This is a genomic window from Sphingomonas sp. LH128 (assembly GCF_000293195.2).
In the GTDB taxonomy this organism is placed as follows: domain Bacteria; phylum Pseudomonadota; class Alphaproteobacteria; order Sphingomonadales; family Sphingomonadaceae; genus Novosphingobium; species Novosphingobium resinovorum_A.
Map to the genome: position 1 here is coordinate 1 of NZ_ALVC01000323.1, position 11,795 is coordinate 11,795.

The following is an 11,795-nucleotide window of genomic DNA, read 5'->3' on the forward strand; positions in this document are numbered from 1 at the left end:
GGCAGCCGCTCCTCAACGATCTCGATCGCCTTCAGGAAGCCACCATCGAAAAGGACGGCAAGGTCATAACCACCCGCACCCACGTCTCGGGCCAGGTGGGCAATGTCTTCAAGGCAACGGGCATCGCGCTGCCGGCCAATATCAGCGAGTTGCCGCCGGAAACCTGAGCTTTTGCAAGCTCAACCAACCCCGAAAATGTAGTGGTAACACCTGCGTCGGCGCGCGCATGTCATTGAACAAAAATGCCTTTTCCGAAAGCACTGTTCAAGTTGGGTCATGCGCGATTTAGACGCTGTCCGTGCCGCAGTCGACCTTCCATGGAGTCCGGGCCCAGTCGAGGGGAAAATCAACAAGCTCAAGCTCATCAAACGGTCGATGTATGGCAGAGCGGGCCTGGATCTCTTGCGAGCTCGCGTGATGGCCTGAACAGCACCAAAAGTGCGGGAGAGCCCCATTCCGGGGAAAATTACAGTGCCGTTGACACCAAATCCACCCCGGCTATCGATCCGTGACCGGCACCGCACGCCTGCAGGGGAAGTCAGCCCTTCAGGCCGTGCGCGAACTCGTCGAGGGCAGATTCGCCGTCGCCAGAGCCTGCTACGCTTCGCCAGCCCCGTGAGCAATTACGCCTTTGGGGCAGACGGCATGGTGAGTGGCCCTCTGTAGGGCCGGGGCCTATCGGGCTTGGGCGGCGGCGGTGCGGAAACAGTCAGAATTGAGAACTCGACCATCTCGCCGATCACCGCTCAAAATACTCCTTCAAAAAAGATGCTTAGTAAAGGCAAGAAGATCTATAATCTATCTTTAAGTTTGCTACTTGCGCGAAATGTAACGACTCTTCGCGCAGTAATTTCCGCTTCCACGCCAGTCTTGGGATTTCGTCCAATCCGGGCAGCCTTGTCGTGCAGCAAAAACGTCCCGAAACCAGAAATCTTGACACTCTCTCCGCGCGCCAATGCCTGTTGCATAGACGTCAAAATAGCATCTACCATGCCGCGAGATTGGACCGGAGGTAGGTCAGTTTGGCGATGGATGGCGTCCGCGATTTCTCGCCGCGTCAGTGTATTATTAATATCTGCTATCACAGGCCCATAATACGCAAGGTCATAACAGGATCAAGAGGTTGCTCATCAGATGAGTCTCGCAGCCAGTACTTGCGCAATCATATGCGCCCGGTTCCGCGCCCGGGTTTTTAGACGGACGTTCTCAACGTGGCGTTCGACCGTACAGGGCGCTATTTCCAACCTGATGGCAGCCTGTTTGGCAGTGAACCCATTGGCAATGAGGCGAATAACATCTGTTTCACGCGCGGTCAGAGCAAGTGCAGTACCACCAAAATTCAACATAAATCCCCCTACGGAATTACCCTTTCGTAATTATTCACCATGAATCACATTGTCGGTATAGTGAAAATTGCCCATGCGGTGCACCGCATTCTGAAATGATGCAACCCATTGGCAGGGCATCGGTTTCTGCATATAGAGCCCCAGCTGTGGCGGGGTTAGCGACCCCTGGCTAGACTCGTTGCGACACCTCAACGCGTCGATACTGTAGCACGATTCGCCCCGTTGCGGATGTGAGGCGTCCCAGGTTTTCCGGAGGCAGCTTAAATTGCTTCGCGCAGCTATATCCAGGTTCTCAAGCGATTGGTGTTTTCACATCGCGGTGGCCATGATTACGGCGAAGCGTAGGGGTATCTGCGGAAGATCATTGCGCAATCGCTGACTGGTAATCTGACGCTCGACAGAAAGGGCATTACCCCGGACGTTATTTTCGATGACCTGATAGAGGTTGTACCGCACGACAATCTGGCTGGCTTGCAACTCGCCGACGTGGCAGCGAGCGCGTTCTGGCAAGCCGCCTGTTCAACGTCTCGTCGACATGACCTTACGCCAGCATCAGACCTGATTTGTCGGCTTGCTAGAAGGGGGCAACACCAAGGCGACATTCCGGAGGCAGACAGGCAAATATTCGAACATTGCGGCTATAAGTTCAGGAAAATGTGACGGGCCTCGGCCTCTTATTCTAGCTGGGATGATAGGTCATCATCCTATGGACGGCCGTCCCAGTGGCTGCCTCCCAGCAAAGCTGTTCGTGCAAAAGGTAAATCCGACGCATTTCGTCTCTGCATAGATGCATTGCCCGGTGCCAAAGTTCAACCGCATTAGTGAATCATCCGAATTCGGTTCGTCGATTTTTCAAAACAGATGGACTCTTTTACTGTGCGGCTTCGATTTAATTTCCGATCGCCCTGATTTTTGGCAATTGCATCGGATAATCACGATGCTTCGTTGACGTCAAGACTTCCATCGGTTAAATCCGATGCATGGAAACCGATGACGCTCTCTCCATTCTTTCTGCGCTCGCGCATCCGACACGGCTTGATGCGTTTCGCGTCCTGATCCGACATGAGCCTGATGGCCTGTCGACCGGAAAATTGGTTGAAGCGTCGGGGCTGACCCAGAGCACGTTCTCGACGCATCTGGCCGTGATGGCGAAGGCAGGACTGGTGCTTTCAGAGAAGCGTGGCCGCCAACAAATCCAGCGTGCCAACCTCGCCGTGCTGCGAGGACTGATGGTCTACCTGGCCAAGGATTGCTGCCAGGGGCGCGCCGAACTGTGCGAGCCGCTTCCGGCCGAATTACCTGCTGCTGAAGAGGCAACGATGATCGATATCGTGATCTACCATAACCCGCTTGGCCGGACCTATCGTAGTGCTATGCCTGCGCTGCCAATCCCTTGCCCCTCTTCTTCAGAGGAGAGAAGTGTGTCCGCGATGAAGGCGTAACCTGCCCGGCACGGTGAGTGCCCGGGCCCGACGATGTGGTATGCCGCACGGCTCGATGGCGGTCACTCGATGGTGACGTTCTTGCGTTTACGACTTAAACGTCATGTGATGGACGCAATATCGGATGGTCAGACAATCGGGCGCAGACTCACGCCGCGCCAGCGCGAGCGGCGCGAGCGGGTGCGGGCTGCGACCTTCGCACTGCTGGCCCGGCACGGCGGCGAGGCGCTTTCGATGCGGCTCATTGCCGAGGCCGCCGGGGTGGCCGAACGGACGCTGTTCAATATCTACGGCTCGAAGGACCGCCTGTTCGCCGCCACCGTGCGCGAGCGCAGCGAGGAGACGATCGCCCATGCCGCCTCCGTGCACGGCGGCGGGGACGGCATGGCGTTCTTTCGCGAACTGCCCGCACGCCTCGCCGAAAAGACTTTCGAGGCGCCCGAACTTGCCCGCGCTCTCGCTCCCATCCTCATCGAGCACGCCGACCTTGTCGGCCTGCCCGACGTCTACGAGCGCTTCGCGGGCGGCGCGCTGCGGGCGATGGCCGAAGCAGGGGTGCTGGCGCTTGAGGACGTCAGCCTGGTTTCGCGCCTGGTTTGCATGCGCATGGTCGCGACGATCCTGCTGTGGGCCAAGAACGAGATCGCCGACGCCGCGCTGGAAGCGCACCTGCGTCTGGCGATCTGCCAGATCGTCCTGCCTTACGCCGAGGGCAAGCTGGGCGTGCAACTGCGCGACGAAGCCCGTGCTCTCACCCGTGCCCTCGGCGGCGGCGCCTAGCACTAATTGCAGTCAGCTGCATTTTTTAACTGGAGTACTCTGCCGACGGTCTCAGCATAGAGGCAACCGGGAGGGCGAACAGGTCATAACAGGCCCTTCTCCGGTCAAAGGGGAAAGGAGCTTTTCATGTCTGGAACGGCAGGACCGTCTGCACGCGCCGCGCTTATGGCCGGGGTATTCGCATCGGCATTCACATTCGCATCCGCATCCGCCGGTGCCCAGGAGGCAGCGACGACCACAGCCGGCGCGACGCCGCCTGCAGCCACTCCCGAAGCCGCTTCCGCAATCGGCCCGCAGCATGCCGAAGGCGGCCTGAACGACATCGTCGTGACTGCGCGCCGCCGTGCGGAAAGCCTGCAGGACGTGCCTGTCGCCGTCACCGCGCTCAGCGCCGAGACGCTCGAACGCTACGACATGACCAGCCTGGAGAAGATCTCCACGCAGACGCCGCAGTTCACGATCGGCCGCTCCTCGAACGGTTCGGGCGCGCAGCTTACCTTGCGCGGTATCGGTTCGTCTTCGACCTCGATCGGCATCGAGCAGTCGGTCGCGGTGGTGGTGGACGGCGTCTACTACGGCCAGGGCCGCGTCATCAATGAAGGCTTTCTCGATCTCGACGGCGTCGAGGTGCTCAAGGGCCCGCAGTCGCTGTTCTTCGGCAAGAACGCCACGGCGGGCGTGATCTCTCTGCGTACCGCCGATCCGACTTCGACCCCCGAATTCAAGGCCAAGCTCGGCTACGAGTTCCGCGCCAAGGAACTGGTCGGCGAATTCGTCGGCTCCGGCCCGCTGACCGACACGTTGGGATTACGCGTCGCGGTGCGTGCCTCGAACATGTGGGGCGGCTATTTCAAGAATGCCGGGGTCGACAAGACCTACAACACCACCGACATCGCCACCGGCGTCACCACCTCGCACTTCGCGCCTGCCTATGACGGCGACAATCCCGGCAACAAGGAACTGCTGGGCCGCGTCACGCTGGTCTGGGACCCGGGCAACGACTTCAAGTTCACCGTCAAAGCCAACGGCTCGATCTCGAAGAACAATAACAACTCGTGGAACTACGTGCCCTTCGGCTGCGTCGGCGGCACGTATGAAACCAATCCTTCGATCAAGTGCGAGAAGAAGTTCCAGGTCTACCAGAACTACTTCCCCGAAGACCTTGCCGGCACCAACCCTTGGTCGCGTGACGACGGCGCGCTTTACAACAAGTACAGCAGCTGGGCGGTCACCGGCACGGCGGAGTATGCGCTGAAGGACGTCGACATCACCTGGGTCAACAACTTCAACCGCAACACCAACCAGTGGGCCTGCGATTGCACCTTCGTGTCGAGCAGCAGCGCCGCCGCCCCATCGACCGAGCGGTCGTTGTTCCACGCCTTCTCCAGCGAACTGCGCGCGCAGACCAAGTTCGACGGGCCGATCAACCTGCTTGCCGGTGCCTATTACCAGAAGACCCACCGCAACCACCGCCAGACCGGCTCGTTCGGCAACGTTTCGGATTCGACCGCGCCGGCCGAGTATGAATACCTCGGCTATTTCAAGCATTCCGAGACTCACGGCGAGACGTTGTCGGCCTATGGTCAGGCGACCTGGAAGATTCTGTCCAACCTCGAAGCCGCAGCGGGCGTGCGCTACATTCACGAGACCAAGGACAGCTACCTTGTCCAGCCGTACGTGAATGCCGCGCTGCAGTTCCTGTTCCCGGAAAACAAGACGATCGCGGCCGACCAGACCTTCAACAACTGGTCGCCCGAAGCCACCCTGACCTGGAAGCCGACCGACGACGTGACTGTCTACGGCGCGTACAAGACCGCTTACAAGTCGGGCGGGTTCTCCAACTCCGGTTTTGTCAGCGCCGGGACCGTGCCCAGCGACGTCGCCTTCAAGCCAGAAAAGGCGCGCGGTTTCGAAGTCGGCATCAAGACCAAGCTGGTCGACAACCAGCTGCGCCTGAACTTCGACGTCTACAGCTACAAGTACACCGACCTGCAGGTGGACTTCTTCAACCCCGCCACGTTCGCGTTCATCACCACCAACGCGGGCGCCGCGCGCACCAGGGGCGCGGAGCTGGAATTCGAGTTCGCGCCTTATGCGGTGCCGGGCCTGAACCTGCACGGCTCGATCAACTACAACAAGGCGCGCTACCTCGAATACATCGCCCCGTGCTATGGCGGGCAGACGGCGGCGCAGGGCTGTAACACCGTGTTCCAGCCCAATCCGGACTCGCCCGCCGCCCCCGGCCAGGACCTGAGCGGCGCGCCCACCGCCGTCGCGCCGCGCTGGACCGGCTCGTTCGGCATCGGCTACGAGACCGACATCGGCACCGGCACAAAGCTGGGCGCGACGATCGACACGCGCTATTCCAGTTCCTACCTCGCCTCCAGCTTCGCGCATCCGCTTTCGGGCCAGGCCAAGTACCTGACCGTGGACGGCACCATCCGCGTCAAGTTCGATGACGAGCGCTTCGAACTGGCCCTGATCGGCAAAAATCTGACGAACCAGTTCATCGTCGGCGGCGCCATCGACGGTCCCAACACCGGCACCACGCGCATCGCCGACCAGATCGGCTTCGTGAACCTTCCGCGCACCGTGCAACTGCAGGCCAGCGTACGGTTCTGAACGGCAGGGCGTAATCGTGAAACCCGGCGCCCCGGTTCAGACCCGGGCGCCGGGGGAGAGGACAGCATCATGACCGATACCGACAGCAGGCTCGCCGCGCTCATCGCCAAGGACGACATACGCGACCTCGCCATGCGCTACATGCGGGGGCAGGACCGCCTCGACCACGCGCTGCAGCTGGGGACGTTCTGGCCGGATTCAACCACCGATTACGGCATCTTCGCAGGAAGCGGCCCGGACTTCGTGGACTTCGCGCAAGGCCTGCTGACAGAGCATCTCGCCAACCAGCACATCATCGGCCAGCACCATATTCAATTCGACGAGGCCGACCCGAACCGCGCCTTTGGCGAAGTCTACTACTATGCCTTCCACCGCATCCTTGATGATGGGGTGGCGACCGACCTCATCATCAGCGGTCGCTATCTCGACCGCTACGAACGGCGCGATACCCCCACCGGCCCGGAATGGCGCTTCGCCCATCGCAGCGAATTCGTCGACTGGGCGCGCAAGGACATCGCCGCCGACGGCATACTGTCCACCGATCTCGCCCCCTGCCTGCTCGGCCGCCACGATACTCAGGACCGTTCCTACGATTGCGACTGGCTGAAAAACGCCTGACCCGGAGAAGACCTTCATGACCAGCAAGACCATTATCGTCACCGGCGCCGCATCGGCCGGCGGCCTCGGCTTCGCCACCGCCCGCCTGCTCGCGCGGCAGGGCCATGCCGTCACCCTCACCGACCTCGACGGCGATGCCGCCGCCGTCCGCGCCGAGGAACTGCGCGCCGAGGGCCTGACTGCCACCGGCCTCGCGCAGGACGTCACCGACGAGGCGGGCTGGGCCGCGCTGATCGCGCAGGTCAGCGGCGAGACCGGCCGCATCGACGGCCTCGTCAACAATGCCGGCATCGCCGTGCTCAAGTGGACCGCCGACCTCGACTCCGCCGCCTGGGACCGCCAGATCGACGTCAACCTCAAGAGCGTCTACCTCGGCTGCCGCGCGGTGCTGCCGGTGATGGAGGCGCAGGGATCGGGCTCGATCGTCAACCTCTCGTCGATCGCGGGCCTCGTCGGCGTTGCCGGCGCCTCGGCCTATGCGGCCAGCAAAGGCGGCGTGCGGCTCTATTCCAAGGCGCTGGCGCTGGAAGTGGCGGCCAAGGGCATCCGCGTGAACTCGGTCCACCCCGGCGTAATCTGGACCGAGATGCAGAAGGTCGCGATCGAGGACAACCCCGACCAGTACGACGCCATCAACGCGGCGATCCCGATGAAGCGCATGGGCGAGCCCGACGACATCGGCGAGATGATCGCGTTTCTTATTTCGGACCGCGCCAAGTACGTGACCGGAGGCGAGTTCGTCGTCGACGGCGGGTTGACGGCGCAGTGATTGCGGCGGGCCTTACGGCGCGAGCGATCGCGCTGTTCGTGGTGGTCGTGGTCGGTCAGATCGGCGGGAGCGTGCTGCTGGCGCGCACCGCCGGGTTTACCTCGCCCGGCTGGTCGCTGCTTTGCGCGGCGGTCTACGTTGTCTCGCTCTACTGCCTGGCGCTGCTACTGCACGAGGGCGCCGCGCTCAGCCTGTTGATGCCGCTGATGGCGGCCGTGGTACCGATGGGTGCGATCCTGCTCGCGGTGGTGTGGCTGGGCGAAGGTGCCTCATGGGCGCGGCTCGGGCTGCTGACGCTTTCCTGCGCGGTGGTGGCGTTGGCTAGCCGGGTCTGAGGAACGAGGGCGACATCTCGACAGGCAGCCTCTCATTCGTCATCCGGCGTTCCTTGATCCGGCGATCGACGGCAAATCGCGCGGTTGCGATGTCGTCGAGATGAGGGGCGGTGCTCCCATGCGTGGCGCAGGGGGGCGCGATTCGAACTGATGGGAGATGCCCTGATGGGTTTGCAAGCGCTCGCGGTAGCGGCGATGATCAGGAAGACCTGGAATCTGGCGGTAGGAGCGCGCCGGGATGATGGGCAGATACGGCGCCTTGAAGGTTCTCACCCAACCCGCCGGCATCATGGCGTTCGTCGGCCGGCAGGGCCGTAGAGGCTTGGGCTTCGGGATCGCCGTCAGATCGGCGCGAGAGCCTTAGTTGAAACCTTCGCTTCCGGTGGGGGTGAAGCCGCGACGCACGCCTCGATTTGCCACGGCAGGCGTCGATTTTCTCGTGGGCCTATGCTGCGATCGTTCGAAAGACTGCCTTAAAATGTCTTTTGTCTCGGCAGTTGGCGCATGGGTGCCGAAAAACCTTACCGAAGATATGAGTTAGCGGCTTGTGCCGGCAAGTACCCTCGCTCTGTCGAGCGCTTGACCAAGTCCTTTGAGGGAAACCGGCAGGTCGATCCTACGCCCATCTCCCGCGGTTACGAACGAGATGCGTAACAACGTCTCCTTGCGCAAGGAACGGACGGCTTCCTTGCCGAATTGCAGCGGGACCACGCAGCCGGAGGGCAGGCAGGTCTTGAACGGCAATGGCGGGCCGGATGTGTTCAGTTTGAGAACGAGGCCGCTAGCCAAATCCACCCCGAAGGGCGTTAGCAGGGTGCCCACTGCCCCATCCGGCACGGCGACCAGTTCCATCGCGAGCACGCGCTGCATTTCATGGCCGGAAGTCGCCGTGGTCGCCTGTCGCTGCACTGCCGAGCATTTGGTGGCCTTGCCCGCCATGGCGCAGACGACCTCCCAGTCTCCATGGCGCTCATGTGGCGGGGCAGCGGATGGTTCCGCGGCAGCGGCCATGCCGCCCGTGAGAAACAGCGCTGCCACGATGGCCAGAACAGGCCACCGGCAGACACGGCCACCGCGCTCAACCGTCACGGACAAGGCCCTTCGTGCATCGTCAGAAGCGCCACGTCAGGTTACCTTTCACGCCGTGATCCTGCACATTGCGCCCGATCTGGCCCGAATAGGATGCCCCGATGCTGACGCCAGCCCCCAGGCCCGCTTCGATCCCGGCCTGAAGGACGGCTGCATTCCGAGCGATCGGTGTGCCTGATATCCCGAAGACCTGCGAGCCCGCATCGAAGCGCAGATCGGTGAACGGTGTACGGTTGCCGAAGGCGTGCCTCCACCCGGTCGACCAGAACGCATGCAGCGCGCCTTCTCTCGGCAGATCGAGGTCGCCGCGCAAGCCCAGGCTCGAAAAGGTCACTTCGGTATTTTTCGATTCCCCGATCAGCGCCGCATCGCCGCCATTTTCGGCGAACCCATCGGTATGAAGACGCACGTGACTGATCTGGGCAAATGGTTCGAAGTGCCCATGATTGACCTCTATTTGATAGCCCGCTTCTCCGAAGACTTGCGCGCTGTTGCCCTTGTATCGCGAGGAGAGTGCATCGGCGAAGCCGGTGAACCCGACCGCGCGATCGACATCGAGCTTGTGCCAGGTATAAGCCGCGCCGACCTGCAGGTTGAGGGGGGCAAGGCCGGTCCCCGCATAGACGCCCAAGTGGTAATTGTCGCTATGGCCGGTATCGCGGTGCCCGGCAGTGTTGAATTTCGAGCGGCTGTAGCCGCCCAATACGCCCGCCCTTGCGACATCGCCGATAGGCAGATCGACACCGACCAGCAAGCCCCGGGCCGAACGGTGCAGGACCCCGGCATTGCCATTGCCCGCGAGGGAACCCCACGAGCCGTAGCCATGTCCCCACAGCGACACGCCGGGCCGCTCTGTTTCCCGGCCATCGGTGCCTGACCGCAGGTGCATCGACACCGCATCGCGCAGATACTGGCTGTCTTGGATCAGCGCGCTCTTGGCGGAAGAGTGGATTTCGCCTGAAAGTTGCCCGAACGCGCCGCGCGCCTCTTCGAAGGTCTGGAGATAGCCCAGGGCGTTGCGCAGGCCCACGGCCGGGTCGAGTGCATCCAGCGCGCCGGCGACGCTGCGCTCGTTGGGGGTGATCGCGGCAGAGACGAAGCTGCTGGTCTGGGCCACATCGAGGTAGACGTTGCTGGCGTCGTACCCGACGGTAAGATCGTAAAAGGCCGATACCGCCGTATCGCCCGTCAGCGTGTAAGTGCCCGTCACGCCTTGAGCCGCCGTCAGCACCGTGTAGCGCCGGCCAAGCACATAGGGCGTTGCGGTGTCGGTCTTGGTCACCTCCAGTGTCGCGCCGCTCCCGATTGCCGCAAAGCCCGTGGCGGTGATCCTGTCGGAAAGCGATCCATCCACGGCGACCTGAACCGCATAGATCGACCCGGATTGCTGCGTGACGTTGCCATCCACGGCCAATGTCCCGATCGCGCCATTGCCCGGGGCGATCGTCGAACCCGGTGCGGCGACGATGCCGCCCACGGTTCCGGTGCCCGATATGCGTGTGCCGCTGGCCAGGGAGACCGACGAGGCCGCGAGCGAACCAGTGATCCGCAATTCGCCCTCAGCCAGAATGGTGGCGCCGGACAGGCCGCTCGTACCCGTCAGGGACAGCATGCCCGCACCCTGCTTTGTGAAGGTGCCGTTGCCGTTGATCGCGTTTGCGAAAGTGGCGTCAGTGCCCTGGGTCACGACCAGTGCGGCGTTGTCGAGGATCGCACCGCTGCCGAAGCCGGTCGCCGACCCGACGAGCGTGCCGTCCGAGATCGTCGTGCCGCCGGAATACGTGTTGACGCCGGAAAGCGTCGTCGTGCCCGCACCGGCCTGCACGACTGCGCCGGTGCCTGAAATCGTCCCGGAGAACGTCACGGCGTCAGCGCGGTCGAACGCCAGGGCTGCGTTGTTCAGGACGTTGCCGATGATGCCGCCGCTGGTCCCGCCATCGCCAAGCTGCAGCGTGCCGTCGGAAATGGTGGTGCCGGCGGAATATGTGTTGTTGCCCGTGAAAATCAGCGTGCCACCGCCAGTCTTGACGACGTCGCCCGGCTGTGTGCCGTCTGAAATCGTTCCTGCGACGGTTGCCGTCACGCCGGTGGGTACGAAGATCGTCGGATCGCCGCTGACGGTGATATCGTTGCCGATGACCATGCCGCTCTGGACGAGGTTGATGGCGGTGAATTCGCTCATCGCCAGCGCGCCCGTGCCGAGCGCGTCGTTGTTCCCCAGCGAAAGTGTGCCGGTCAGCAGTGCCGTGCCGCCCGAATACGTGCTACTTCCATTCAGGGCGTAGCCCTGTCCGGCCGAGAGTATCAGTCCGCCCGTACCGCTGATCGATCCCGCATAAGTGCCGCCGGCCTGTGTGAGCGTCAGGGTGTTGTCTCCCAGGGCGATGGCACCAGCGCCGGTTACCGTGTCGAGATCGCGATCGCCGTCCGCTGCGCTGATGTCGAACGTGCCCGTCGCGCCGATCGCAACCGACGAGACGATGTCACCGGCATCTGCCAGCACCAGCGCGCCGGCATCGATCGTGGTCCCGCCGGTGTAGGTATTCGCTGCGGTGAGGGTGACGCCGCCGTTCCCGGTCTTTATCAGACCGGCCGTACCCGACAGCACGCCGTTGATCATGCCGGTCCGGGCATCGATAGTGCTGCTCACGTTGGCGGCCACGGTTCGCGTCAGCGTTCCGCCCGCAATGGTATAAGTATCGAGTACCAAGGTCCCGTTCAGGATCGTGGCCGCGCCCTGCGTCAGCGATACTTGCGTCTGGCTCGTTCCGCCGAGGTCGAGCGTGCCGCCGTG

10 protein-coding genes and 1 pseudogene are annotated in these 11,795 nt (G+C 62.5%); 6 read left to right on the forward strand and 5 right to left on the reverse strand.

All coding sequences use genetic code 11. The features are described 5' to 3' along the window. Positions 1-791: 791 nt before the first annotated feature. The 3 genes from LH128_RS32425 to LH128_RS33720 all read right to left on the reverse strand — a co-directional run bounded on the left by LH128_RS32425 (position 792) and on the right by LH128_RS33720 (position 1,856). The gene (locus LH128_RS32425) at positions 792-1,085 is read right to left on the reverse strand and encodes an integration host factor subunit alpha (RefSeq protein ID WP_008832100.1); all 294 of its coding nucleotides are present in this window, start codon (positions 1,083-1,085) and stop codon (positions 792-794) included. A gap of 45 nt (positions 1,086-1,130) precedes the next feature. Next, positions 1,131-1,346, reverse strand: a complete 216-nt coding sequence (locus tag LH128_RS32430) for a response regulator transcription factor (protein ID WP_083910335.1) — start codon at positions 1,344-1,346, stop codon at positions 1,131-1,133. 309 nt (positions 1,347-1,655) lie between these two features. Then, on the reverse strand, positions 1,656-1,856 hold the full coding sequence (locus tag LH128_RS33720; protein ID WP_172705149.1) for a hypothetical protein: 201 nt from the start codon (positions 1,854-1,856) through the stop codon (positions 1,656-1,658). A gap of 470 nt (positions 1,857-2,326) precedes the next feature. Between LH128_RS33720 and LH128_RS23055 the strand changes: the two are divergent. The 6 genes and pseudogenes from LH128_RS23055 to LH128_RS23080 form a co-directional block, all read left to right on the forward strand. After that, positions 2,327-2,644 (forward strand): annotated as a pseudogene (locus LH128_RS23055) (ArsR/SmtB family transcription factor); the annotation flags it as partial. Positions 2,645-2,896: 252 nt separating this feature from the next. Beyond that, positions 2,897-3,568 (forward strand): TetR/AcrR family transcriptional regulator, encoded by a 672-nt coding sequence (locus tag LH128_RS31565; RefSeq protein ID WP_008832102.1) that lies wholly within the window; start codon positions 2,897-2,899, stop codon positions 3,566-3,568. A 126-nt stretch (positions 3,569-3,694) separates the two neighbouring features. Then, positions 3,695-6,190 (forward strand): TonB-dependent receptor, encoded by a 2,496-nt coding sequence (locus LH128_RS23065; protein ID WP_172705150.1) that lies wholly within the window; start codon positions 3,695-3,697, stop codon positions 6,188-6,190. Positions 6,191-6,259: 69 nt separating this feature from the next. Next, a complete protein-coding gene (locus LH128_RS23070; RefSeq protein WP_008832104.1) occupies positions 6,260-6,808 on the forward strand; it encodes a nuclear transport factor 2 family protein in 549 nt (182 codons plus the stop codon). A 16-nt stretch (positions 6,809-6,824) separates the two neighbouring features. Then, positions 6,825-7,577, forward strand: a complete 753-nt coding sequence (locus LH128_RS23075; protein WP_008832105.1) for an SDR family NAD(P)-dependent oxidoreductase — start codon at positions 6,825-6,827, stop codon at positions 7,575-7,577. Then, a complete protein-coding gene (locus LH128_RS23080; protein ID WP_008832106.1) occupies positions 7,574-7,912 on the forward strand; it encodes a hypothetical protein in 339 nt (112 codons plus the stop codon). The genes LH128_RS23075 and LH128_RS23080 overlap by 4 nt, the downstream gene beginning before the upstream one ends. 537 nt (positions 7,913-8,449) lie before the next feature. On the opposite strand, the gene LH128_RS23085 is transcribed toward LH128_RS23080, so the two are convergent. Together LH128_RS23085 and LH128_RS23090 are read right to left on the reverse strand one after the other, a co-directional pair. Further along, on the reverse strand, positions 8,450-9,001 hold the full coding sequence (locus tag LH128_RS23085) for an invasion associated locus B family protein (RefSeq protein ID WP_172705153.1): 552 nt from the start codon (positions 8,999-9,001) through the stop codon (positions 8,450-8,452). 22 nt (positions 9,002-9,023) lie between these two features. Then, positions 9,024-11,795, reverse strand: a 2,772-nt coding sequence (locus LH128_RS23090; protein ID WP_008832108.1) for an autotransporter outer membrane beta-barrel domain-containing protein, incomplete at its 5' end; no start/stop codon positions are given.